This is a genomic window from Streptomyces sp. NPDC088354, assembly GCF_044753585.1.
In the GTDB taxonomy this organism is placed as follows: domain Bacteria; phylum Actinomycetota; class Actinomycetes; order Streptomycetales; family Streptomycetaceae; genus Actinacidiphila.
This window is the reverse complement of the sequence record NZ_JBIVNJ010000038.1, coordinates 15029-40204: the sequence shown is the minus strand read 5'-3', so window position 1 is coordinate 40204 and position 25176 is coordinate 15029. Positions and strand designations below refer to the sequence as shown.

The window sequence follows — 25176 nt, the reverse complement described above, 5'->3', positions numbered from 1 at the left end:
CGTTCCTGTGTGGAGGCGTGCGGCACCGCGGGGCGCGGTGCCGGCAGGGTGGGGGGCCTTGATTCAGCGGGCGTGGCAGGCGTGCCGGTGGCCGGAGCCGGGTGCCGCGGCGGCCAGGGCGGGCCGTTCGGTGCGGCAGCGTTCCCGCAGTGCCTCGTCGAGCGACCGGTACAGCGGACAGCGGCCGACGAAGACGCAGCCCGGCGGCAGGTCAGACGCGTTCGGCTGCTCGCCCTGCAGCACGATGTGCTCCCGTGAGCGCTCGACCCGTGGGTCGGGAACCGGGATCGCGGAGAGCAGGGCCTCGGTGTACGGGTGCCTGGGGTCGGCGAAGAGGTCCTCGGTGGCGGCTGTCTCGACGATGTGGCCGAGGTACATGACCGCGATGCGGTCGGCCACGTGCCGCATCACCGCGAGGTCGTGCGCGACGATCAGGTAGGCCAGGCCCAGTTCGCGCTGGAGTTTCGCGAGCAGGTTGACGATCCCGGCCTGCACGGAGACGTCCAGCGCGGACACCGGCTCGTCGAGTACCACGATGCGCGGCTCGGTCGCCAGCGCGCGGGCGATGCCGACCCGCTGGCGCTGCCCACCGGACAGAGCGGCCGGGAAGCGGTCGGACACCGACGCCTCCAGCCCGACCAAGTCGAGGAGTTCGGCCACGCGTGCGCGGATCTCCGCACGGCCCGCGCCCACCGCCTGCAAAGGCTCGGCCAGCAGGTCGAAGACCGGGAGCCGGGGGTCGAGGGAGCCCAAGGGGTCCTGCATGACGATCTGCACCGCGCGGCGCAGCTCCCGCGCCCGCTCGGCGGAGCCCGGCTCGGCCACGTTCGTGCCATCGACCTCGATCAGCCCGCGCTCGGGCCCCTTGAGGCGCAGGATCTCCAGCAGGGTGGTGGTCTTGCCGCTGCCGGACTCGCCCACCAGGCCCAGGGTCCGGCCCGCCCGCAGTTCGAAGCCGACATCGCCGACAGCGTGCAGCGTGCCGACGCGGCGCCTGAGGAACGCGCCTGTGGTGACGGGAAACGTCTTGGCCAGGCCGGAGACGCGGAGCACCACCTCACCGTGGGAGCCGGCGGTCCTCTCCCCGCCGTCCGCGGCGGCCGGGAAGAGCGACTCCCTCGCCAGGCGGCCGTCGGCCAGCTCGCCGGCGCGCAGGCAGGCCACCTGCCCGTGCCCGGCGACCGGGGCCAGTGCGGGCTCCTCCGCGCGGCAACGGTCGACCGCGGCGGGGCAGCGGTCCGCGAACGGGCAACCGGCCGGCAGCCGCACCAGCGACGGGGGCTCGCCGACGATCGGCACGAGGGGCCGGTCCGCCCGGACGTCGGGCCGGGGCACGGCGCCCAGCAGCCCGATCGTGTAGGGCATGGTGGGGCGGCCGTACAGCTCCTCGGCCGCGGCCTGTTCCACGATCCGGCCGGCGTACATCACCGCGACCTCGTCGGCGTAACCGGCCACCACCCCCAGGTCGTGGGTGATGAGCACGACAGCCGCACCCGTCTCGGCCTGCGCGGTACGCAGCACGCCGAGAATCTGCGCCTGCACGGTCACGTCGAGGGCGGTGGTGGGTTCGTCGGCGATGATGACCGAGGGCGAGTTCGCCATGGCCAGCGCGATCACGACGCGCTGGCGCATGCCGCCGGAGAACTCGTGCGGGAACGACCGTGCCCTGCGGTGCGGTTCGGGGATGCCGACCAGGTCCAGCAGTTCGACCGCCCGGTTCCACGCGGCCTGCCTCGTCAGGCGCTGGTGCACCCGCAGTGCGTCGGACAGCAGCCTGCCCACCGAGAAGATCGGGGTCAGCGCGGACAGCGGGTCCTGGAAGACCATCCCGATGTCCTTGCCGCGCACCGCGGACAGCTGCCGGTCGTTCAGTCCCACCAGGTCACGGCCGCCGAGCAGCACCTGCCCCGACACCCGGGCGGTCTCCGGCAGCAGGCCCATGACGCCCATCGCGGTGGCGGACTTGCCCGACCCCGACTCGCCGACGATGCCGAGGGTCCGCCCGGGCAGAACGTCGAAGCTGACTCCGCGCACGGCCGGGACCGGACCGGCCTCGGAGGGGAAGGAGATGTGCAGGTCCCGCACCGACAGCACCGGTGCCGTGGTGCCGGACGCCGTGGCGGGATGTGTCCGGGGGGTGGTGAACGTCATCGCCGACCTCCCGGGGCCCCGGTGGCCGACGCGGGGTCGAGGGCGTCGCGCAGGCCGTCGCCGATGAGGGTCATCGACACCGTCAGCAGCACCACCAGGCCGGCCGGGTAGCCGAACAGCCAAGGAGCGCTGGTGATGGTCCCCGCGCCGTCGGCGAGCATGGTGCCCAGTGACACGTCCGGCGTCTGGACCCCGAAGCCGAGGAAGGACAGGGCGGTTTCGCTGAGCACGGTGGCGACGACTCCGAGGGTCAGGTTGACGATGAGCAGGGAACCGAGGTTGGGGATGATGTGCCGCAGGACGATCCGCCACGGCCGCACGCCCATGAACTCGGCGGCCAGCACGTAGTCCCGCTCCCGCAGGGAGGTGGAGACCGCCCAGATGACCCGCGCCGTCGACATCCAGCCGAACACCGTCAGCACCAGGATGAGCACGCGCCAGTCGCCGGCGAGGTGGTGCGAGACCAGGGCCAGGATCAGGAACGACGGCACGACGAGCAGAAAGTGGATGACCGTGAGGGTCAGCTTCTCGACGCGCCCGCCGAAGTAGGCCGCGCCCGCGCCGATCACGGCGGCGAGCACGATCGTCAGCACCGAGACGCTGACCGCGATCGCCAGGGAGCGCCGCAGGCCGTGCACGGCCTCCGCGTAGACATCGTTGCCACCCTGGTTGGTGCCGAAGTAGTGCGTCGCGCTGGGGGGCTGGGTGAGCGCCGTGAAGTCGGTGTCGGTGTACGCGAAGCGCGTGCACAGGCCCCCGAACACCGTGAAGAACACCAGGAGCGCGAAGAGCGCCACCCCGAGCAGGGCTCCGCGATTGCGGGCGAACCGCCGCAGGTACAGCAGTCCGCTGCCGAGCCGGAGCGCGGCGGCGTCGTCGAGCGGCCCGGGCAGGGGAGTCACCGTGGTCGCCATCTCAGCTCACCCGTACCCGCGGGTCGAGGAGGACGACCGCGACATCGGCCAGGATCGCCCCGACCGCGGTCATCGCCGCGCCGAAGGCCGCCACGGCGACGGCGCCGTGCACGTCGTTCTTGGCGAGTGTCTGGATGAAGTACTGACCCATGCCGTTCCACCCGAAGACGGTCTCGGTGATCACCGCGCCGGTGAAGATCGCCGGGATGCCGAACGCCACCGACGTGGCCGTCGGGATGAGCGAGGCGCGAAGTGCGTGCCGCCGGATCGCCTGGGCACGCGTCAGGCCGGTGGCGCGCGCGGTGCGTACGAAGTCCGCGTTCACGCTGTCCAGCAGCAGCGAACGCTGGGTCAGGTGGTAGCCGACGTAGCCCAGCAGGGTCAGGCTCGCCGTCGGCAGGATCAGGTGCTGGAACCGGTCGGCGACCGTCGGCCACAGCCCGCTGACGGTCGGGGACTTCTCCCCGGCGACGTACAGGAAGCGCCACCCGAGGTGCTGGTTCAGCCAGATCCCGGCCAGGACCACCGCCAGGGCGGCGACCGCCGCCGGGACGTTGAACAGGAACACGGAGGCGAACTGGGTGATCCGGTCCCACCAGCCGTACTGCCGGGACGCGCCGAACACACTGAGCGCCACACCCAGCACCACGGACAGGAGCGTCGCGGCGGTGACCAACTGGCCGCTGACCAGGGCGCGGAAACCGATCTCCGAGTTCACCGACACACCGACCGGTGACTTCCCCCAGTCGAAATGGAGGACCACGTCGCTGAACCAGTGCCACCACCGATCCGCCAGCGGGACCCGCGGATCCAGGCCGTACGGTGCCAGGGCACGGTCGATCTGCTCCTCCGTACGGACCGGGCGCAGTCCCCGGTAGTTGGACCTGGGGTCGAGGAACCACGCGGCCAGCACGTACGTCACGTTCGTGGCGATCACGATCATGGCGAGCCATCCGGCGGCCTTGCCGATCAGGTGACGGAGCACGAGCGTGCCTCCCTCCGGATGGGGGATGTGGCGGCGGTGACGGTGCGGGGGGCCGGCGGGGGTGTGCCGGTTCTGGGCATGCTGGCGCTGCTTTCTGACATGGTGAAGTGCGCGTACGCGGTCCGGTACGACGGTGCGCCGGTGTCCGGACCTGTCGCTTCCTGATCGGGGACCGACAACAGAAGAGTCTGGAGTCGTGATCGCGTTCGCCACCAGACTTCCCAGGCGTCTGCCATACGAATGCAACGCCGGCGTCATGAACGGGCCGCCCACGGCAGGCAGCCCCGCACTGCCGGCCCCGGATGCCCACCCACCGTCCGGGGGCCGGATCCTCAGCCCCCGGCAACCCGCGCCTGCCGAGTCGCACCCTTCAGCGCACGGACTCGTCCCCGACCCGTACCAGACCGCTCTCGTAGGCGAAGATCACCGCATGGATCCGGTCGCGGAGGCCGAGCTTCGTCAGGACCCGGCCGAGGTGGGTCTTGACGGTCGTCTCCCCGATGAAGAGGCTGTCCGCGATCTCGCCGTTGGCCAGTCCCCGGGCGGCCAGGGCGAGGACGTCCCGTTCCCGTTCGGTGAGAGCCGACAGACGGCCGCGCTGGGCGGGCGCGGACGCGGGGGTGTGCAGGACGAAGCGCTCCACCAGACGCCGGGTCAGCGAGGGCGCCACCATGACCTCTCCGCGCAGCACCGCACGGACGGTCACCAGAATCTCCTCGGCGGGGGCGTCCTTGACGAGGAATCCGCTCGCGCCGGCACGCAGGGCCGCATAGGCGTACTCGTCGAGGTCGAAGGTGGTGACGACGAGGATCCGGGGCCCCTGGGGCTGCGCGCAGAGATGTTCCGTCGCCGCGAGGCCGTCCCGACCGGGCATGCGGACGTCCATCAGGACGAGGTCCGGCTCCAGGGCGGCCACGCCCGCGATCGCCGCGTCGCCGTCGGCGGCTTCGCCCACCACGGTGAGATCGGGCTGGCTGTCGATGACCATCCGCAGCCCCATCCGGATCAGCTCCTGGTCGTCGCAGATCAGCACACGGGACGACGACGGAGCGGGAGTCGGCGTCGGGGTCGGGCCGGTCATGCGGTCTCCGCGGTGGGCTCGGGCTCGGTGGGGCGCAGGGTGGCGGCGACCCTGTAGCCGCCGTCGGGTGTGGGACCGGCGTCGACCCTTCCGCCGTACAGCGCGGTGCGTTCGCGCATGCCGGCCAGTCCGCGACCGGAGGAGAGCAGCGGGGCGGGGCGCTCGGCGGTGGTTCCCCTTCCGGCTCCCGCCGAGTTCTCCACCCGGACGCGGACCAGCCGCCCGGGCCCCTGGGTACCGGTGTCGACCCGTACGCGGATCGTGGCGTCCGGCGGCGCGTGCTTCACGGCGTTGGTGAGCGCCTCCTGCACGATGCGGTACGTCTGCACGGTGAGATCGGCGGGAAGGCCGGCTCCGTCTCCACGAAGTTCCAGGAGCGCGTGCCTGCCGCTCGTGTTGAGGCGGCCGACCAGGCGCCGCAGATCGTCCGACAGGGACTCGGCGGCCCCACCGGCATCGGTGCCGGGGTCGCGGCCGACGGCCGCGGCCTCGGTGCCGGGCGTGCGCAGTACCTCCAGCAGTCGGCGCAGTTCGCCCAGGGCCTCACGGCCGGTCGTGCTGATGACGCCAAGGGTGCGGTCCACGACAGTGGGGTCGACATGCCGCATCAGCCGGCCGCCCTCGGCGTTCAGCACCATGACGCTCATACTGTGCGCCAGTACATCGTGGATCTCGCGGGCGATGCGCGCCCGCTCCTCGGCGACGGCGACCCGGGCCAGCGCGAGGCGCTCCGACTCGGCGAGCGCGGCCCGCCGCTCGAACTCGGCGACGTAGGCCCGCCGAGCGCGGACGTATTCGCCGAACACCCAGGCAGCGGCCAGCAGAAGCCCCACCGTGAGCGGGGTGAGCCAGGCAGCACGAGCGCCCGGGCCCACCGGCTCGCGTTGCCATGCGGGAATCCACAGCAGTACCAGGACGGTGGCACAGACCACCGTCGCCGCGGACCGGCGCAGGCCACGCACCGTGAGGGTGGCCAGGACCGCGGCCAGGGCGACGGCGCCGCGTCCCGATTCCTGTCCCCACACCTGGCCGAGGTTCTGCGCCCAGAACGCCGACGTCACCAGGGCCGCGACGAGCACTGGCCGACGTCGGCGCGCCAGCAGGGGCAGCACCAGGGCCATGTAGACGCCCGTCTGCACCCAGACCGGCCGCCAGCCCGGCTGCGGATGGATCACCGGGGGCATGGCCACCAGCGCGACCAGCAGCAGGTCCGCCAGCCACGGGTGGCCGCGGCGCAGGCGGGGCAGGGTCTCGATCAGCCAGTGCACCGCCTCACGCTACGGTCGGGGCCCGCCGCCTCACATCGTCCTGCGGGGCGCCTTGGGGTCCTCCCGTGGTCGTACACGCACCGGCCGGGAACACGATGTGCGGCTCCTCGGGGCGCTTCCAGCATGGCCGCCATGTCGATCACCAGCGAGTTCCTCAGACGGCCCCTCACGACCGGCGCGGTAGCCGCCAGTTCCCGGCGGCTGGCGTGTGCGATGACCGAGGACATCGGTCTGGGGAGGGCCGGGCTCGTCGTGGAGCTCGGCCCGGGGACGGGGGTGTTCACCGATGCGATCCTCGCCCGGCTCGCGCCCGGCGCACGCCTCGTCGCGGTCGAGCTCAACCCGGCGCTCGCGGCACGGCTGGCGGGAAGCCGGCGGGACGCGCGGCTGACGGTGGTACGCGGATCGGCGGCCGAGCTGGCCACCGCGGTGGGCGAGCCGGTCGATGCGGTGGTGTCCGGGCTGCCGTGGACGGTCATGCCGCGGGAACGCCGCGGGCACATCCTGGACGCCGTGACCGAAGTCCTCGCACCCGCCGGGCGGTTCACCACCTTCGCGTATCTGCACGCGGCCTGGACTCCGCCGGCACGGCACTTCGCCGCCGAACTGGCCCGCCGTTTTGACCGGTTGGAGCGCTCGACGGTGGTGTGGCCGAACCTTCCGCCCGCCTTCGTGCACCGGGCCACCCGGAAGCCGTGATCGCGGACCGGCCGGCGCGGCAGTGAGAACCCGAGGAGTCTGCCCCGGCCCCGCTGTGGAGGCCGGCCTCCTTCGGGGAGGCCGGCCTCCGGCTCAGCGGGACCGGATCAGCCGACTGGTCCGGCGGCTCAGCGGGAGCTGATCAGCAGGCCGGGTACCGTGGTTCGGCCGGTGCGGAATTCGGTGTACGCCCACTGCTCGACGTCGGGCTGCGGGCCCACCGGGTTCAGTGTCACCTGAGCGCTTCCGCCGCGCTGCACACTCGCCGGCGTTGTCAACGTGGCGTTGTGCCGGTCAGCCTGCTCGGGGACGACGGTCACCCCGAGCTGGTAGGGGACGTCCGAGGAGGCCGCCGTCTGGGCGTGCACATAGGCGGTGTAGACGCCCGGTTCCGGGAAGAACCGGACACTGCGCTCATTGCTGTGCCAGGATGCCCAGCTCCGATCGACCCGTTTGCCGTCCTTGTAGAGGTAGAGGTCGAGGTTCGTGTCGGGGTCGTCCGAGGCGGTCTGCACGATCAGTCCCGCCGTGCCACGCGGCACCACGATCTTCGTGGCCTGTGTGCCCACCCCGCCGGGGGAGAAGACACCCCCGCTGACGGAGGTCGTGAGCTTCTTGTCCTTCCAGGCCACCGGCGTGTACCCGGTGGTGCGCCCGGCGAGCGGTCCGGTGAAGCCGGGCTCGAGGAACCCCTGGCCCTGCCCACCGGTGCGACCGAACTCTATGCCCGTGTCGTCGTACGGCCGCGGTGTGAAACCCCACGGCCGCCCCGCGACGGTCAGCCGCACCCGGTGCTTGGCGCTGCTGAAGGTGAGCGAGCCGGTGGCGTAGCGGTCCCAGGTGGCGGTGCCGCGCTCGAGCGTGATGGTCACCGTCTTGGTGGCGCCGGGCTTCACCGAGAACGTGCGCGGGGTGACCGTCACCTTCATCCCGGTGAGCCCGTCGACGCGCGCCGTGTACGTCTCGGTGCGCGTGCCGACGTTGGTCAGTCGCCGCACGAGCCGGACCGGCTTCGTCCCGTCGTACTCGCGCAGCGCGATCGACGGGAGGTTGATCTCCTTGCCGTCCGGGTTCGCCGCGGCCGCGAAGGCCTTGAGCTCGGCGGCGGAGGGCTCGATCACCAGTCCGGGGTCGTCGGCGGACGCCGGGCGGGGCAGACCGGAGCCCTGGCGCAGCGGACTGGTCGTGCCCCGGGTGTCGGTGGCGCTGGTACGCAGCGCCGACGCGGTCGCGCCGGGCGACCACTTCGCGTGCCGGGCACGCAGCACCGCGGCCATGCCGGCCACGTGGGGGGCCGCCATGGACGTGCCCGAATACGCGTCGAACAGCCGTCCGCCGGACACGGGCGAAACCGCCGCCACCACGTCGATCCCGTCCGCGACCAGGTCGGGCTTCTGCAGTCCGGTGTGCACCTGGTCGGGCCCGTAGGACGAGAGGCCGGCCACGCTCGGCAGCCCCACGAGGCTGCTGCCGTCGCCGCCCGTCACCAGCGACGCGGTTCCGTCGCTACGGTGCGCCCACAGGTAGTTGAAGAGCTTGCCCGCCTGCTCGTCGCTCCACAGGTAGACGGTCGGGAAGTCGTAGATGACGTTCAGCCGCACGTTGCCGGTCGACTGGAAGAGCACCACTCCGACACCGCCGGCGTCCTTCACCGCGGCGACCGCGGCCACCGAGTCGATGAAGTCGCAGGCGACGATCTTGCCCTTGACCTTGGCGGGGTCGAGGCTCCCGGGCCAGCAGAACTGTGCGCCGTCGTCGAGCGATCCGGCCTGGTCGGCGAAGACGATCGGCGTGCGGCGGTCCGACGGCAGCCGGTCCATCGACGTCCCGACGATGCGGGAGCCGTCGCCGAGGCGGACGGTCGCCTCGTGGGACCGCTCAACGGTCGCGCCCACCGTGGTCACCCACGGCTCGGCGTTGCTGATCATTCCGGACATGCCGTCGTTGCCCGCCGAGGCCGCGACGAAGACGCCGGCGAGGTACGCGTTGAGGAAGGCGTCCCCGATCGGGCTGTTCGGCTGGTAGTCGCCCATCGACGAGCCGATCGAGTAGTTGATCACCTGGACACCGTCGGCCACCGCCGCGTCGATCGCCGCGACGATGTCGGCGTCCGTACCCGAGCCGCCCCACAGTGCCTTGTAGACGGCGATCCGCGCGTCGGGCGCCACCCCGGAGATCGCCCCGTAGTCGTGCCCGAGCACCATCGCGTGCTTGACGGGCAGGCCGGCCGCGGTCGACGCGGTGTGGGTGCCGTGTCCGTTCATGTCGCGCGCGGACAGGACCTCACCCTCGGGGAGCGAACCGTAGGCGCTGAGCCAGCCGTCGGCGAAGTACCGGGCTCCGACGATCTTGCCGTTGCAGGCGGTCGCGGGGAAGTTCTCGTCGGTCTGGCACGTGCCGTGCCAGCCTGCCGGGCGCGGCATCGTGGCGGCGAAGGAAGCGCTCTCCGGCCAGATCCCGGTGTCGATCACCCCGATGACAACGTCGGAGCCGTGGACCGGCTTGGTCTGCGCTGCCTTCTGCGCCGCTGCCGTCTTCGCCGCCGCCTGTCCGGCACCCTGCCCTTCCGGCGCGGTTGTGGTCGCGGCGTCGGCCTTGACGAGACGGGCCGGCGTCACGGCCGCAACGCGGGTGTCCCTGGCCAGCTTCGCGGCCTGAGCGTCACTCAGCTTCGCGGCGAAGCCGTTGAAGGCGGTCGTGTAGGTCTGCTGCGCCCGGACACCGAAGTCGGCGAGTACGTCCCGCTGCGCTTGGCCCAGGTGCTGCCGGTACCTGTCCGCCGCAACCGAATGCGGCTGCAGTTCCTGCCCGTTCGCGGGCCTGGTCGCCGCAAGGCCCTTGACGCCGCCGGCGTACGAAGTGACGGGCGCCTCCCGCAGCCGTACGACGTACTGCCCGTTGACGGCCTTGGGCTGTGCGGGGGAGTGCAGTGCGCCACCACCGGTGAGGGTGGGCCGGGAGTGGTCGTACTGACCCAGCCTCAGGTCCGGCAGGGAACTGGCGGGCTGTGCTGTGGCCGGCCCGGCGGTCCCCAAGCCGGCGCATATGGTGGCGAATATGGTGACTATCGACGCCGCGGTGAATCGGCGTCGTCTTCGAAGGCTCGCGCTCGTGGCCACGAGTCTCCTCCCATGAGGTGAAGGTTACGAATATCTGTCCTACTCAACCCTCACCCGGTTAAACCAAGATCACGGCCGAATGACAATCCGCTCACTGGGTTCGTCCGCTGCTGACCAGCCGTCAATGACCCCTCGTGAGCTGTGATTCCGACCGCACCGTGTGTTCACCCACCGGTACGGGGGATTTCCGGCGTATATGCCGCGTTGGGAGTTCTGATGGTCCACCAGCAGCTGACATTGCCCCTCTTCCGCTTTTCCTGCGGTGTGTTCCGATAATGTGCGCTTCCTCGGCGCGACCGCGGTGCGCAAGCCCGGACACAACCGGCGGTGTGTCCTCTGGCGGAAGGAATGCGGAGAAAGCCTGGGAGGCTTTCCGGTGATCCAGGCGTACGGACCACGGAGGGCGCCGGAGGCGGCCCGGCGGCGACGCGTCACCGCCTCCGGCTGCGACAGGGCCTACCCGCCCGCGGGGCGAGGGGGGTTGCTCACGGTGCGAGAAGTTCGCCGTAGGTCTCGCTCGGGTCGGCGCTCAGCGCCGCCTTCGCCAAGCGGGTGTCCTCGTCCGCGAGGACTTCCAGCACGCCGGCCTCGAGTCCGTCCAGGGCCTGGCGCACGACGTCGGCGGGGTCGTTCTTCGGAACGTCCCAACCGCTCATCATGTCCGTGTCGGTCGAACTCATCAGCAGGCCGGTGACCTGGGTGCCCTGTTCCGCCAGCTCCAGGCGGACACCGTTGGTCAGGCTCCACGCGGCCGCCTTGGCGACCGCGTAGGAGTTGGCCCCGGGATAGGAGAGCCACGACAGGCGCGAGAGCACGTTCAGGATCGCGCCTCCGCCGTTCGCGGCGAGCACCGGCGCGAAGGCACGCACGACCGAGAGGGTGCCGTAGAAGGAGGTGTCCAGTTCGCGACGGATCTTGTCCAGGTCACCGGTGACAAGGTTCTGGTAGAGGCTGATGGCCGCGTTGTTGATCAGCAGCGTGACGTCCGACGCGGCCGCGGCCGCAGCGGTCACGGAGGCGGGGTCGAGGAGGTCGAGGCGCAGGCGCTCGGCGCCCGCGATGTCCACGCGCTCGGGGTCGCGTGCGGTCGCGTACACCTTGGCGCCGCGCGCGAGGAGCTGCTCGGCGAAGTGACGGCCGAGCCCACGGGAGGCCCCGGTGATCAGTACGGTACTTCCGGAAATCTTCATGGGTTGACCGTATGGCGCGGGCGGTGAGTGGTTCGATGGCTCCACGACGCAATTGCATACCCCTTTGTCTCAGACCAGACCATCCGCCGGGTAGCCTGTCCGTATGGATCTGCTCGCCGAGGTACTGGCCCTGTCGGACGTGCGCGGAGCCGTCGGCGCGCGCATCGAGGCCGGTGAGGACTGGGGCTGGTGGTGGTCGTCCGCCACGCCGCGCGCATCGCTTCACGCGGTCACCGCGGGGACGGTCTGGGTGGGCCTGCCCGACGGCCCGCCCCTCCAGTTGATGCCGGGCGACGTCGTCCTCATGCCCGGTGGGGCCGAGCACGCGCTCGGCAGCGACCCGGCGGCGGTGGCCCGCACGGGGCCCCGCACGTTCGACGACTGGCACATCACCGGATCCGGAACCGTGTCGATCGGCACCGGACCGCCGCGCTCCCGCATCCTGTGCGCCGATTACGATCACGACCGGACCGTCTCGACGCAGGTGCTCGCGCTGCTGCCCGCGGTGGTCCACCTGCGTGCGGGCGACGACCCGGACGGCCTGGCCCAGGACACCGTGCGCCTGCTGGGTCGAGAACTCGCCGCCCCGCGAGCGGCAACCGGTGTGGTCCTCGACCGGCTGGTGGACGTACTGCTCGTCCACGTGCTGCGGGCCTGGCTCGCCTCCGGGGGCACCTCCGCACCCTCCTGGCTCGGGGCCCTTGACGACCCGGTGGTGGCGGCCGCCGTGACCAGGCTCCACGAGGAACCCGCCAGAGCGTGGACCACCGCCGCCCTCGCCCGTGAGGTCGGGGTCTCGCGCGCCACTCTGGACCGCCGCTTCGCCGCCACGACCGGCGAATCGCCCGGCGCATACCTCACCCGCTGGCGCATGGACCTCGCCGCCCGGCGCCTGCGCGACACCGACGACAGCCTCGACGCGATCGCCGCCGCGGTCGGCTACTCCTCCGGCTACGCCTTCAGCCGGGCCTTCCGCCGTGCACGCTCTCAGCCGCCGGGCAGGTTCAGGACGACCGCTCGCACCCAGGGCGGCCGCCTCCCGGCAGGCGACGCCACTGCGGCCGTCTGACCACCGGACCACGAGCCGCCGGACCCTGTACCCGGAGGGCATGGGCGGGCCGCTGCGGATAGTTTGGGAGCATGGCCCCTTCGGGGCGAGTGGCGACCTGTACGCCGCCGCCCGGGCCGGGTACGTGACCCGTTTCCTGATCGGGGACGTCCGGGGAAAGGGCCTGCCGGCGATCGAGGACGCCGCCGCGCTGCTGGGTGCCTTCCGGGAGGCCGCCCACCGGCACGGCTCCCTTCCCGAACCGGCTGCCGCCCTGGAAGGCAGCATCCGCAGGCACCTCACCCAGGTGGCCGACAGCGACCCCGAGGGCTGCGAGCGGTTCGTCACCGCCCTCCTGGTCGAGATCCCCGACGAAGACCCTGTCCTGCGGGTCATCAGCCGCGGCCACCCGGGCCCGCTGGTGAGGCACGACGGCCGGGTCACCGTGCTGCACGCCTCCCGGCCCGCACCGCCGTTGGGCCTGTCCGGGACAAGGCCGGACGACTACGCCATGGACACCTTTGCGTTCGGTGCGGGCGACACCCTGTTGCTCGACACCGACGGCCTCATCGAAGCCCGGAACACCACCGGCTGCTTCTACCCGGTCCTCGACCGGGCCGCCACGTGGACCTGGGAGTGTCCCCGTGCCCTGCTGCAGCAGGTCAACCAGGACCTGGACAGCCACACCGGCAAGAGGCCGGGCGACGACCTCGCGATGGTGGCCGTTCAGCACACAGCCGGCCGGCCGGCGACCTGAGCACCGCCGACAGCGCCGCGAAGGCCGGGGCCCTCACGTGCCGGCCGTGGCTCACCCCGCTTTGCCCAGCGACCCCGGCTTGTGCACCGCTGAGCGCCCGGACTTGTCGCTCTCCACTTCGTACTGCGGTTCCTCGCTCGAGGCGTCGACCGTGCGACCTGCCGCCCGGGTCCGCTTGGTGATCTTCTTTTTCACCTTGCCGGTCACCTTCTGGCCGTGGCTCTTCCACAACACCTCGTCGCCCTTGCTCAAGTCGCGCTCGGCCATGGATTCCTCCTCGACGACGGTATCGGCGTCCGGTCCAGCCCATGCCCCAACAACCACGAGCTGGTTCCCGCCCCACCACCAACGGACGGGAATCAGCTCATCGTTGCCGAGGGCCGCGTAGGGGCACGGCCCCCGGGACGGTACTTCACCACTCCTCCAGCGTGCGCCCCGCAACGGCGAGGCGGCATCTCGCCTGCACCGCTTCCAAGGGCGCGGCCCTTGCGACCGGACGGCAGGAGATTCGCCTCCCAGGGAGGCGGTTCGTGGAGGCCGCAGCCTTGCCGCTCGGCGGGACGAGTCGGGGCGGCGAGCCCGGGTGGCAGCAGCCAGGATCTGGAAGCCGTGCCGCGCCCAGAGGATCATGGACCCACGGGCTGCCCATGGCTTGGTGTGCGGCGCACTCGGTCCCCACCGCACCGGACAGTCGCACTCTCCCGCCGCCCGGAGAAGGTGATCGCAGATGGCCGGGACCACGCAGCGCGACATGGCGAAGGACCGGCAACGGTCGAGGCCCTTTTGGAGGCCGAGGGCCACACCTACGCCCAGGACGCGGGCATCACGATGAAGAACACCCCGCAGCCGCTCTATCAGGCGCTGGTGGCGGCCTGCCTGCTCAGTGCCAGGATCAAGGCCTCGGTTGCCACCGCGGCCGCGCGAACGCTTCGCGGCCGGTATGCGGGACTATCGCCGGAGGCACGAGGCGACCTGGCAGCAGCGGGTGGACGCGCTCGGCAAGGGCCACTACCGCCGCTACGAACCAACCGCGGCAAGGGTCGGCAAGGGCGCGCAACGGCTACTCGACCGCTACGGCGGAGACCTGCGCCGCTTGCGCGACGAGGCGGGCAGGGACCCGGACGAGTTGCGCCGCGCCCTGCGCCGGATCCCGCAGTTCGGCCCGGTCGGGGTCGACATCTGCCTCCGCGAGGTGCAGTCCGTATGGCCGGAGGTGGGTCCCCTGCTCGACGGCAAGGCGATCGACGGCGCGCGGGGACTGGGCCTGCCCCAGCAGCCTGAGGCACTGGCCGAACTGGTGCCCCGGGAGGCTCACGCGGCCTTCGCGGCGGCACTGGTCCGGGCGGCACTCGACCGGCGGGTCGTCGACGAGGTGGCGGAGGCGCGCGGCTGAACGAGGGGGCGCAGGGACACCCTGTCCGTATCTCCGGGCGCGGCCATGCGGGGCGTTGTGCGCCACGGCCGACGTCGCCGCTATCGGCCCGGAGTGCCGTCACCCCCGAACGCGGTGGTGGGCGGGGATCGCGACAGTGCGCACCTCGACGGAAGGGGTCATCGTCCTTCGCGGTCCGCGTGCTCGTCCTGCTCCCGGTGCTTGTGGCCGGGGAGCATTTCCTGCACCTTCGCCTTGAAGCCCTGCCGGACCATGGCGGTGCGGTCGGAGTCGACCTTCAGGACGGAAGCGGCCGCGGCCTCGATCTGGTCCAGCGTGGCGTGCGGCGGGATCGGGGGCACCGCGGGGTCGGTGCGGAAGTCCAGGACGAACGGACGGTCCGCTGCCAGTGCCTGCCGCCAGGCGCCCTCGACGTCGCCGGGCTTCTCCACGCGGATGCCGTCCAGCCCGATGGAGCGGGCGAAGTCCGCGTAGGCCACGTCCGGCAGGGACTGGGAGGGCAGGAATTGCGGAGCGCCGGACATGGCGCGCATCTCCCAGGTGACCTGGTTGAGATCGCCGTTGTTGAGGACGGCCACGACCATGCGTGGGTCGGACCATCCCTCGTGGTACTTGGCTGCCGTGATCAGTTCGGCCATTCCGTTCATCTGCATCGCGCCGTCCCCGACGAGGGCGATCGCGGGCCGGTCCGGGTGGGCGAACTTGGCGCCGATCACATACGGGACGCCCGGCCCCATGGTGGCCAGCGTGCCGGACAGGGAACCGCGCATGGAGCCGCGCATCCGCAGGTGGCGGGCGTACCAGTTGGCCGCGGAGCCGGAGTCGGCGGCCAGGATCACGTCGTCCGGCAGCAGGCTGTCCAGGGCGTGCACGACGTACTCGGGGTTGATCGGATCGGCCGCGACGGCGGCGCGCCGCTGCATGACCTCCCACCAGCGTGCCGTGTCCTTCTCGATCTTCTTCCGCCAGTCGCCGTGCTCCTTGCGTTCCAGCATCGGCAGCAGCCGTGCGAGGGTGCGCCGGGCATCGCCGACGAGGTTGACCTCGAAGGGGTAGCGCAGGCCGATCATGAACGGGTCGATGTCGATCTGCACCGCCCGGGCCTTCCCGAACTCCGGCAGGAACTGCGAGTACGGGAAGCTGGAGCCGATCACCAGCAAGGTGTCGCAGTCCCGCATCAGCTCATAGCTCGGCCGGGTGCCGAGCAGGCCGATGGCACCCGTCACGTAGGGCAGCTCGTCGGACAGGGCGTCCTTGCCGAGCAGCGCCTTGGCCACGCCGGCACCCAGAGTGTCGGCCAACTGCTCCACCTCGGCCCGCGCTCCGCGCGCGCCCTGGCCCACGAGGACGGCGACCTTCTCGCCGGCGTTGAGCACCTCGGCGGCCCGCGCCAGGTGGGCGTCGTCCGGCACGGGGGCGGAGGAGGACATGCCGAGGCTGGACGGCACCATCTTGAACGCGTGCTGCGGAGGGGAGTAGTCGAGTTCCTGGACGTCCGCCGGGATGATCACCGCGGTGACCGTGCGCTTGGCCTGGGCCGTGCGCATCGCCCGGTCGATGACATTGGGCAGCTGCTCGGGGACGGTCACCGTCTCGACGAAGTCGGACGCGACGTCCTTGAAGAGGCTGTGCAGGTCGACTTCCTGCTGGTAGGAGCCGCCCATGGCGCTGCGGTTGGTCTGGCCCACGATCGCCACCACGGGAACGTGGTCGAGCTTCGCGTCGTAGAGCCCGTTGAGCAAGTGGATGGCCCCGGGCCCGGACGTGGCCGCGCAGACGCCCACCCGGCCGGAGAACTTGGCGTACCCGACCGCCTGGAAGGCGGCCATCTCCTCGTGCCGGGCCTGCACGAAGACCGGCTTGTTATCCGCCCGGCCCCAGGCGGCGAGCAGCCCGTTGATGCCGTCACCGGGATAGGCGAAGACATGCTCCACATCCCACTCCCGCAGGCGCTGCAGGACGAAGTCCGAGACCTTGATCGACACGGGGTTTCCCTTCCTGGTCTGTCTGTCCGGCTTTCCTGACCGCCGCGGCGGCCGGCAGCCGGCCGTCCCGCCGCGGCAACCGCGGACGGGGCCCGGCCGCTGTTCTCACCGCGGGAACGCCACGCGGACCGTCGGCGTGCTTGCACGGCATGCGCTCGGACCCGGCAGCGTCCGCGCCGGCCCGCTGTCCGCTGGGGACCCCGAGCCTCGCGCCATGCATGCCGCCTTCCGCCGCCGACCGGACGGGCCTCGTGCCCCTGGGGCACGCGTGCCCGGCCACCGAAGTCCCTAACGTTCCCGGGAGCGGCGAGCCCGCCCAGGACTGCCGGCGCGGGTGCCCCGGGCAGTGCCGACCTAAGGCCGTCCGCCCGCTCCTCAACCGGAAGATGGGCCGGCCGCCTCCTGGCACCCATGAAGCCGCTCGGGCTGTTTTGTGCCCCGTTCGGCGGGAAGCCGAGTTGGAGACAGTGAGGAGTGACTTCGGTGGATCTGCCTGATGACATGGCTCCGGCGACGGTGACGCAAGACCTTCCGATAGCCGACTACAAGCACCTGCCGCGGATCTCGGTCGAGGACCGGGTGGGCGAGCTGGACCGGGACGGAGCGGAGAAGGTACTGCGGTACGAACGCGAACACCGGGACAGGACTCCGGTCATCCAGCTGCTCATCGCCCGGCTGCGGCAGCTTCGTACCAGCGGGGGCAAGACCGGCTGATCACCTGAGGACGCAAGAGACCGCCGGAGGCACCCGTCCCGGGAGCCCGAAGACGACGTCTCATACCGCCGCAGCCGAATGGAAGAACGCCGCCGCCTCACCTCGCGAGCTGACCGCAAGTTGGGACAGGATGTCGGCGACGGTGACGCGCGATGCGGTGACCCTGAGAGTCGAGACGCGGATCGACCGTGCTCGGTTCGGGATGGACTGGAACCGAATGGGGATGATCAGAGGCCGCACCACGGTCGCCGTCGAAGCGGTCTTCGTCCGGTAGAGCCCTCGACGACAGCGACTCGCGGTGTATTGGCCGGCTGTCGGCGAACTCACCCCGCCGCCGGGTCCGCGTCCTCACCGTTGCCGGCCGACCGGACACGGAGGGGCGCTGCGCGAGGTCGTGACCGGCGGGATGCGGTCCGTGGGCCGTGCCCGCCGTGCCCAGCCGCGCACCTGGGCCGGGGTACGGCCACGGGTCACCATCCGCAGCGGCCCTCCTCGCCTCGCGGCTCTACGCGTAGTGCTTCCGCGTAGAGCCGGCTCTGTTGCCGTTGGTGCCCATGGGAGCGGCGGAGGTCACTGTGCCGATCTTTACCGTGAGCGGGCACGGATTGACGCTCACCGCTGAGGTGGCCAAGCTGGTGAGAGGGGTGGTGGAAGGGGCCGGCCGTGACCGGTGGCGAGAGTGGAGTTTCCCGGCTGCTGACGGCGGCGGAGACAGCGGCGCCGGCGGATGCCGTCGACGTGGTCGCGGAGAGCCTGCGGCGGCGCTTTCAGGCGACGAAGGTCTCCTTCCTCATCGTGGACCTGACGGGGAAGGCGGTGGCCCGGCTGTCCACCGCCGGGGCAGCGGGGGGCGAGCGGGAAGCGGAACGGATCCCTCTGTTCGGGAGCGTCTACGAGGAGGTGATCCGTACCCAGCGGCTGTACCAGGAGGTGACGGGCCGGGGGCAGCGGGTGATCGTGCCGGTCACCAACCGCGGGGACGCCATCGGGCTGCTGGAACTGCTCATGCCGACCGCCTCCGGCGACGATGTCCTTCACGCGGTCGGGGAAGCCGCCCATGTCCTGGCCTATGTGGTGATCGCCAACGGGCGCTTCACCGATTTCTACACCTGGGGCAAACGCACCAGGCCCCCCACCCTGGCAGCGGAGATCCAGTATCAGCTGCTGCCCCCGTCGCTGTCGTGCGAGGCCGCGCAGTTCACCCTGTGCGGGAGTCTGGAGCCCTCCGAAGATCTCAGTGGCGACACCTTCGACTACACCGTCGACCGGGACACCCTGCACCTGTCGGTGACCGACCCCATGGGTCACGACATCGGCGCCGCGCTGGCCGCCACGGTGCTGGTGGGCGCCCTGCGCGGTGCCCGCCGTGCGGGTGCCGACCTGGCCGAGCAGGCCCGTCGGGCCGACCAGGCCCTGGGCGACCACGGCCACGGTCACGCCACCGGGCAGATCCTGCGGATCGACCTCCACACCGGTCGGGCCCAGCTCGTCAACGCCGGACACCCCTGGCCACTGCGCGTGCGCAAGGGGGTCGCAGAGGTGGTCACCTGCGAGGTGGACCATCCCTTCGGACTGTCCGTGCACGTGCCGCACGCCTACCGGGTTCAGGAGCTCGATCTGCGCCCCGGCGACCGTCTGCTCATGCTGACCGACGGCATGCTCGAACATCAGGGGCAGAAGGTCGACCTGCCCGCCTTGTTGGAGCGCACCCGGGACCTGCATCCGCGGGAGACCGCGCTGACGCTGACGTCCGCGGTCCGGGACGCCGCCGACGGCCGGCTCGAAGACGATGCCACCGTGATGTGCCTGGACTGGCACGGCCCCCAGGAGACCCAGCGGCACGTCAGCTCCGGCGCGGACACTCAGCAGGCCTCGGCCGGCCGCAGGAAGCATCAGCCGTGATCAGCGAGCTTTCCTGGGCGGTGCCGGATTCGGGGCTCTCGCCGAGGGGACCGGAAGGGCACCGCGTCAACCTCGCGATCTGCACCCGCGGGGTCCTTGCGCGGGTACGGGAGACGGCCCAACTCCCCGTTTTCCGGGCGACGTTGTCCATGTGGACACAGCTCGCAGGGCCGCCTGCCGCGGCCGTCGGCGACCCTCCCGGATGCTACGGTGGGTCCACGCAATCTGACCGTCCGTGCGCGAGAGGCTGACCGCGTTGACGAGCCATCATGACCATGGTCCCGCTGCCGCCGCGGTGCGCGCCTGCGCTGCCGGGGCGCTGGAGGCGTCCCCCGCGCTCGCCCGGGCCTCGGACGCGACCATCGACGCGGCGTTGCGTGAAATGGCCCGCCGGATCGAGTCGGTCCAGCCGGCGCTCGTCGCCGCGAACGCGCAGGACCTCGACGCTGCCGTGGCCAACGGCATGTCCCCGGCGCTCCAGGACCGGCTCCGGCTCGATGCCCCGCGCCTGCGCACCATGGCCACGGAGCTGCTCGCCCTCGCGGACGTACCGCACGAGCCGTTGGACAGGGTGGTCGAAGAGCGCCCCGACGGTCTCACCCTGATGGAGCGGCGCCGCCCGGTCGGTGTCATCGGCGCGAACTTCGAGGCGCGCCCGAACGTGACCGTGGACATCGCCTCCCAGTTCCTCAAGTCGCGCAACGCGGGCGTGCTGCGTACCGGTTCGGCCGCACTGCGCTCCGGGCGCGCGCTGGTGGACCAGGTGATCGCCCCGGCCCTCGACAAGGTCGGCCTGGATCCGGCGGCCATCCAGCTCGTCCCCAGCGAGGACCGCGCGGCGGCGTACGAGCTGGTGCGCGCACCCGAGTTCATCCCGCTGGTGATCCTCCGCGGCAGCGGCGACAGCACCCGCGACCTCGGTCGCGAGGCCGCCCGGCACGGTGTCCGCACGCTCGCGCACGCCGACGGCGGTGGGGTGCTGTACGTGGGCGCGGCAGCGGACGAGAAGGTGGTCCACGAGCTCATCGCGGAAAGCCTCGACCGCCTGGGGGTCTGCAACCGGCTCAACCTCCTGCTCATCGACCGGTCCGTCTACGAGTCGATGCTGCCCGGCGTCCTCAAGACCCTGGACGGCCTGGGCATCGCGGCCTCGCTGCCCCCGCACTCGCACCAGCGCGGGTACGAGTGGTCCCTCGACCCCGACCGCTCGGGGACCGTGACCATCGACGCCGCGGCCGGACCGCTGGACGCGGCCCGGATCGCGAACGAGGAGACCTCCGGGCTCGCGGCGGCTGTCGCGACCGAGGACCCGGCCGCCGCGGCGGAGTTCATCAACTCCTACGCCGGCTCCGGGGTCTTCTTCAACTGCACCACCCGGCTCCTCGACGGCTCCAAGCTGCTGCGCTTGCCCGAGACCGGTATCAACATCGACCGGGTGCCGGGCCCTCGCGGGCCGGTGACCTTCCGCGACCTTTCCCTGAGGCAGTACGTCGTCGTCCCGAGCGAACGTCTCGCTGCGCTCGTGGGCTCCGCCGGTGCGGGGTCCACGGGGCGCCTCCCGTCCTGAGGGCTGAGGGCTGAGGGCGGAGCGCTGCGGTGTGTTTCCTGTGCCGGCATGAAGACGGCGCCATGTTTCATGTGTCGTCCGGAAGACGGCTGTGTTTCCTTTGCCGACCGGCGGTCGGCGGTGTTGTCGGGCACCGTAACCCGGCCACCTCACCGAATGAATTCGGACAACGAACGCGCACCGCGAAAGCGGGCACACTCGTGCACGCTGCATGTATACAACAACCGGTCGGTTCTGTTCCGATTCCCCATCGTGCCGCCGCGCTTTTTCATTCACGGTTGATCTTGCATGCCAGCCTCAACGTCCGTTAGACTGCCGGGACTTGACGAGGTCGTACCACTCGCGGGCAGGCACCAGAGAACAGCGCACTATCCCTGTGGGCATTCATTTGCCCAGTGGGTGTTCCTTCACGGAAGACGCGGTTCATCCGAGATGCTTGGAGTGTTGATCCTGTGCATGCAGACGATGCCTTATCGACCCTCGGTCGCCATATGCTCCTCGACGGTTACAGCATGGTTCTCGACGTCGAGGACAGTCGCGGAAGCTATTTGCTCGACGGCTTGACCGGCACGAAGTACCTGGACTTCTTCTCGTTCTTTTCCACCGCCCCTCTCGGGATGAATCACCCGGGACTCAGGGACGACGAATTCGTCGTGCGGCTGGGCCGCGCCGCGGTCAACAAGCCCAGCAACGCGGACATCTACACGGTCCAGTACGCACAGTTCGTCGAGGCTTTCTACCGCCTGCTCGGTGACCCCGACCTGCCGCACCTGTTCTTCATCGACGGCGGGGCCCTGGCGGTGGAGAACGCACTCAAGGTCGCCTTCGACTGGAAGGCGCAGCGGCTCGGGGTCAAGGAGGGCGACAACTCGCCACCCCTCGTCGCCATGCACCTCACCGGTGCCTTCCACGGCCGCAGCGGGTACACGCTCTCGCTCACCAACACCGACCCGCGCAAGACGGACCTCTTCCCCAAGTTCGACTGGCCGCGGATCACCACCCCGGCGGTGACGTTCCCGCAGGACGCCCGGTCCTCCGCCGCGCTGGCCGAGGCCGAGGCGACCGCGCTGGCGGAGGCCGAGGCCGCGTTCGCCGACCCGCGGTGGCGTGTGGCGTGCTTCATCGCCGAGCCGATCCAGGGGGAGGGAGGCGACCGGCACATGCGTGCGGCGTTCCTGTCCGCCATGCAGGAGATGTGCCGGCGCAACGACGCGCTCTTCGTGGTGGACGAGGTGCAGACCGGCTGCGGACTCACCGGCTCGGCCTGGGCTTACCAGCAACTGGGCCTGCAGCCCGATCTGGTGGCCTTCGGCAAGCGGACCCAGGTCTGCGGGGTCATGGGCGGCCGGCGTGTGGACGAGGTACCCGACAACGTTTTCCGCACCTCGTCGCGGATCTCGTCCACGTGGGGCGGCAACCTGGCCGACATGGTGCGGGCCACCCGTATCTTCGAGGTGATCGAGAAGGAACAGCTCATCCTCTCCGCCGCCGTGACCGGCGCCAGGCTGGTGTCCGGTCTGCGGGCGATCGCGGGCGAGCACCCGGACGTGATGAGCAATGTCAGGGGCCGCGGCCTGATGTGTGCGTTCGACCTGCCGCACGCAGCCTGCCGGGACCAGCTGATCGAGGACCTCTACCGGCGCCACCAGGTGCTGGTGCTGCCGTGCGGGGAGCGGGGACTGCGTTTTCGTCCCGCGCTCAACGTGACGGCGGAGGAGATCGACCGCGGGCTGGACGCCGTCAGTGCCGCGGTGGCCGAGCTGCGTGCTCCGGTCGGACAACTCTCCTGACCCCCTTGTCGTTACTCATCCGGAGGTACGCAGTGACGCAGGTCGCTTTCATGCCCCGACGCATAGGCTTCGACAGCCTTGATCCCGGCGGCCTCGCCGCCGAACTGTCCGAGCACGGCAGCGTCTACGTGGACGGCATCCCCGAGGGCTTCGACCATGCCGCGTTCCTCGGCGAGTTCCTGGGCCCCCTGCTGCCCCAGTACGACGGCCAGAAGGTCTGGTCGATCAAGGCCGAACCGGGTTTCGACGACGTCTACCACTCGCTCAACACCAAGCGGCTGACACCGCACACGGAGTGCTACGAGTGGCAGGAGACGCCGCCGAAGTACCTGGCGCTCTGGTGCCTGGTACCCAACTCCGATCCGGGCGGCCAGACCACGTTGGCCGACGGCCGGGCGTTCCTGGACACGCTGGCCGAGGAAGAGCGGGAACTGCTGCGCAACCGCACGTACCACTACGTCTCCTCGGCCGGGCTGCAGCAGATGAAGCTGGGCCTGTCGGCGGAGCATCCGGTGCTCGAGGAGCGTCCCGGGCGGGAACCGATCCTGCGGTTCACCTGCCAGTGCATCGCCGACGCCGACGCGTTCTGCCAGGACGTCGGCCACAGGCTGCAGGAGTTCTTCGAGAAGAACAAGGCGGAGATCGATTTCACCCCCAGGTCGCTGTTGATCTGGGACAACCACCGGATTCTGCACTCCCGTAACGCCTTCAGCGACCCTGAGCGCCACCTGCGCCGGGTCTGGATCGCCGAGCAGTAGGAGTTTCCGATGACGACCGCACAGCACGAGGTCCGCAGCCATCTGTCGTACGACCTGCTCACCGCCGAAGCCCTGCGCGGCCTGCTGGACACGAACGGGTACGCCTATGTCAACGGCATCCCGGAGGGCTTCGACCACGTCGGCTTCCTGCAGCAGATCGGCCCGCTCATGCCGCAGTACGACGGCGAGCTGATCTGGTCCATCGAGGCCAAGGACCGGTACGCCAACGTCTACCACTCGCTCAACACCAACCCCCTGTTCCCGCACACCGAGTGCTACGAGTACCCGGGCAGGCCGCCCAAGTACCTGGCGCTGTGGTGCCTGGTGCCGAACGAGGACGAGGGCGGTCACACCACCCTCGCCGACATGTACGGCTTCGTGGAGACGCTCACCGACGAGGAACGCGACGTCCTGACGAGCCGGCGGCACACCTACTTCTCCAGCGACGGTGTGAAGGACATGCAGCTCGGCCGCACCGGCTTGCACCCCTTTATGGAACTGCGGGAGGGCCGGCCGCCGATCGTCCGGTTCAGCATCAACAACGTGCGCATCGATGACGACACGCTGCTGAAGTCCGTGCACGAGCGCGGGGTCGAGTTCTTCGACGAGCACCACGTCGCCGTCCGGTACGAGCCCCAGTCGCTGCTGATCTGGGACAACCACCGCATGACCCACTCCCGCACGGGCTACAGCGACCGCAGGCGCCTGCTCCGCCGGGTGTGGCTCGACGAGAACTGAACCGTGCCGGTGCGCAGCCACGGGACGCTGCGGCTGCGCACCCTCCCCGCCGAACCCCGCGGGGCGCGCTCATGTGACGACATCCCGGCAAGACCCGCCGCCCACGGCCGACACCACGATGAGGGAGTCCAGATGACCGACACCACCCTCCCGGTTCGCCCCGCCCTGCCCACCGCGCTGCAGTCCATCGGGAACACTCCGCTGGTTCCGCTCCGCCGGCTCACTCGAGGGCTGCGCGCGACCGTCCTGATGAAGCTGGAGTACTTCAACCCCACCGGCAGCTACAAGGACCGGATGGCGCTCGCCATGATCGAGGAGGCGGAGCGCCGCGGCCGCATCGAGCCGGGCAAGACCACCATCGTGGAGTACACCGGCGGCAGCACCGGATCCTCACTCGGGTTCGTCTGCGCGGTCAAGGGCTACCGGCTGCGGATCGTGACCTCCGACGCCTTCAGCGAGGAGAAGATCCGCACCATCACCTCGCTCGGAGCCGAGGTCGTCATCGAGCCCAGCGTCGGCGGCAAGATCACCCCGGATCTGATGCCGCGGATCATCGAGCGCACCCGGCAGCTCGCCGAGGAGGGCGACACCTACTGGACCGACCAGTTCAACAACCCGGACAACGCGGTCGGCCAGCGCACGATGGGGCGCGAGATCCTGGAACAGACGGACGGCCGCATCGACGCCTTCATCGCCTCCGTGGGCACCGCCGGCTGCGTGATGGGCGTGGCCCACGTGCTCAAGGGGCACGACCCGTCGACGTTCGTCGGCGTCGTCGAGCCCTCCACCTCGGCCGTCATCGCCGGCGGCGAGCCCGGTACCCACGGCATCGAGGGCATCGCCCTCGGGTTCGTGCCGCCGCTGCTGAGGCGGGAGCTCTACGACGCCGCGCTGACGGTCGACGAGGCCGACGCCCGAGCCTTCGCCCGCCGGCTGGCGCTGGAGGAGGGCATCTTCGCCGGCACCTCCACCGGGGCGAACGTGGCCGCCGCGCTTCAGTGGGCCGGGGAGCACGGAGGCGACCCCGTCATCGTGGTCCCCGCGGTCGACACCGGCCTGAAGTACATCTCCACCGACCTGTATCCGTCCGTCCTCTGAGGCGTTCCGTCGCCTCCCC

General features: G+C 70.9%; 19 protein-coding genes and 1 pseudogene. 11 read left to right on the top strand and 9 right to left on the bottom strand.

Going from position 1 to position 25176, the window contains the following annotated elements; translation table 11 throughout:
- Positions 1 to 63: 63 nt before the first annotated feature.
- The 5 genes from ACIP98_RS34695 to ACIP98_RS34675 form a co-directional block, all read right to left on the bottom strand.
- On the bottom strand, positions 64 to 2151 hold the full coding sequence (locus ACIP98_RS34695) for a dipeptide ABC transporter ATP-binding protein (RefSeq protein ID WP_401979933.1): 2088 nt from the start codon (positions 2149 to 2151) through the stop codon (positions 64 to 66).
- The gene (locus tag ACIP98_RS34690; RefSeq protein ID WP_401979931.1) at positions 2148 to 3065 is read right to left on the bottom strand and encodes an ABC transporter permease; all 918 of its coding nucleotides are present in this window, start codon (positions 3063 to 3065) and stop codon (positions 2148 to 2150) included. Before ACIP98_RS34690 ends, ACIP98_RS34695 begins: the two co-directional genes overlap by 4 nt.
- A gap of 1 nt (position 3066) precedes the next feature.
- Positions 3067 to 4008, bottom strand: coding sequence for an ABC transporter permease (locus ACIP98_RS34685; protein WP_401979982.1), 942 nt, complete (start codon positions 4006 to 4008; stop codon positions 3067 to 3069).
- Positions 4009 to 4420: 412 nt separating this feature from the next.
- On the bottom strand, positions 4421 to 5131 hold the full coding sequence (locus tag ACIP98_RS34680) for a response regulator (RefSeq protein ID WP_401979928.1): 711 nt from the start codon (positions 5129 to 5131) through the stop codon (positions 4421 to 4423).
- Positions 5128 to 6399 carry a sensor histidine kinase gene (locus tag ACIP98_RS34675; RefSeq protein ID WP_401979925.1) on the bottom strand — a complete coding sequence of 424 codons (1272 nt, stop codon included), beginning with the start codon at positions 6397 to 6399 and terminating at the stop codon, positions 5128 to 5130. Before ACIP98_RS34675 ends, ACIP98_RS34680 begins: the two co-directional genes overlap by 4 nt.
- A gap of 132 nt (positions 6400 to 6531) precedes the next feature.
- On the opposite strand from ACIP98_RS34675, the gene ACIP98_RS34670 reads away from it, so the two are divergent.
- The gene (locus ACIP98_RS34670) at positions 6532 to 7098 is read left to right on the top strand and encodes a class I SAM-dependent methyltransferase (protein WP_401979923.1); all 567 of its coding nucleotides are present in this window, start codon (positions 6532 to 6534) and stop codon (positions 7096 to 7098) included.
- A 128-nt stretch (positions 7099 to 7226) separates the two neighbouring features.
- Here the strand turns inward: ACIP98_RS34670 and ACIP98_RS34665 are convergent, their stop codons facing one another.
- Together ACIP98_RS34665 and ACIP98_RS34660 are read right to left on the bottom strand one after the other, a co-directional pair.
- Entirely contained in the window at positions 7227 to 10133 is a 2907-nt protein-coding gene (locus tag ACIP98_RS34665; protein ID WP_401979921.1) for a S8 family serine peptidase, read from the bottom strand.
- Positions 10134 to 10702: 569 nt separating this feature from the next.
- Positions 10703 to 11407 (bottom strand): SDR family oxidoreductase, encoded by a 705-nt coding sequence (locus ACIP98_RS34660; RefSeq protein WP_319660989.1) that lies wholly within the window; start codon positions 11405 to 11407, stop codon positions 10703 to 10705.
- Between the two features lie 103 nt (positions 11408 to 11510).
- Here ACIP98_RS34660 and ACIP98_RS34655 point away from each other — a divergent pair, with 103 nt between their 5' ends.
- Positions 11511 to 12476 carry an AraC family transcriptional regulator gene (locus ACIP98_RS34655; protein WP_401979919.1) on the top strand — a complete coding sequence of 322 codons (966 nt, stop codon included), beginning with the start codon at positions 11511 to 11513 and terminating at the stop codon, positions 12474 to 12476.
- 40 nt (positions 12477 to 12516) lie between these two features.
- Complete coding sequence (locus ACIP98_RS34650; RefSeq protein WP_401979916.1) at positions 12517 to 13212, top strand: PP2C family protein-serine/threonine phosphatase; 696 nt, start codon at positions 12517 to 12519, stop codon at positions 13210 to 13212.
- Between the two features lie 51 nt (positions 13213 to 13263).
- Here the strand turns inward: ACIP98_RS34650 and ACIP98_RS34645 are convergent, their stop codons facing one another.
- Complete coding sequence (locus ACIP98_RS34645) at positions 13264 to 13479, bottom strand: DUF2945 domain-containing protein (RefSeq protein ID WP_401979914.1); 216 nt, start codon at positions 13477 to 13479, stop codon at positions 13264 to 13266.
- Between the two features lie 561 nt (positions 13480 to 14040).
- Between ACIP98_RS34645 and ACIP98_RS34640 the strand changes: the two are divergent.
- Positions 14041 to 14605: pseudogene (locus ACIP98_RS34640) on the top strand (endonuclease).
- A 158-nt stretch (positions 14606 to 14763) separates the two neighbouring features.
- Here the strand turns inward: ACIP98_RS34640 and ACIP98_RS34635 are convergent.
- Entirely contained in the window at positions 14764 to 16590 is a 1827-nt protein-coding gene (locus ACIP98_RS34635; RefSeq protein ID WP_401979911.1) for a thiamine pyrophosphate-requiring protein, read from the bottom strand.
- Positions 16591 to 17073: 483 nt separating this feature from the next.
- Here ACIP98_RS34635 and ACIP98_RS34630 point away from each other — a divergent pair, with 483 nt between their 5' ends.
- The 7 genes from ACIP98_RS34630 to ACIP98_RS34600 all read left to right on the top strand — a co-directional run bounded on the left by ACIP98_RS34630 (position 17074) and on the right by ACIP98_RS34600 (position 25157).
- The gene (locus ACIP98_RS34630; protein ID WP_319660982.1) at positions 17074 to 17304 is read left to right on the top strand and encodes a hypothetical protein; all 231 of its coding nucleotides are present in this window, start codon (positions 17074 to 17076) and stop codon (positions 17302 to 17304) included.
- Positions 17305 to 17997: 693 nt separating this feature from the next.
- Positions 17998 to 19206 (top strand): PP2C family protein-serine/threonine phosphatase, encoded by a 1209-nt coding sequence (locus ACIP98_RS34625; protein ID WP_401979980.1) that lies wholly within the window; start codon positions 17998 to 18000, stop codon positions 19204 to 19206.
- Between the two features lie 256 nt (positions 19207 to 19462).
- Positions 19463 to 20773 (top strand): aldehyde dehydrogenase family protein, encoded by a 1311-nt coding sequence (locus tag ACIP98_RS34620; RefSeq protein WP_401979909.1) that lies wholly within the window; start codon positions 19463 to 19465, stop codon positions 20771 to 20773.
- 395 nt (positions 20774 to 21168) lie between these two features.
- Entirely contained in the window at positions 21169 to 22563 is a 1395-nt protein-coding gene (gene lat / locus ACIP98_RS34615) for an L-lysine 6-transaminase (protein WP_401979906.1), read from the top strand.
- Between the two features lie 50 nt (positions 22564 to 22613).
- Entirely contained in the window at positions 22614 to 23321 is a 708-nt protein-coding gene (locus ACIP98_RS34610; protein ID WP_319660977.1) for a TauD/TfdA family dioxygenase, read from the top strand.
- Positions 23322 to 23330: 9 nt separating this feature from the next.
- Positions 23331 to 24059 (top strand): TauD/TfdA family dioxygenase, encoded by a 729-nt coding sequence (locus ACIP98_RS34605; RefSeq protein WP_319660976.1) that lies wholly within the window; start codon positions 23331 to 23333, stop codon positions 24057 to 24059.
- Positions 24060 to 24191: 132 nt separating this feature from the next.
- Positions 24192 to 25157 (top strand): cysteine synthase family protein, encoded by a 966-nt coding sequence (locus ACIP98_RS34600; protein ID WP_319660975.1) that lies wholly within the window; start codon positions 24192 to 24194, stop codon positions 25155 to 25157.
- Positions 25158 to 25176 lie beyond the last annotated feature (19 nt).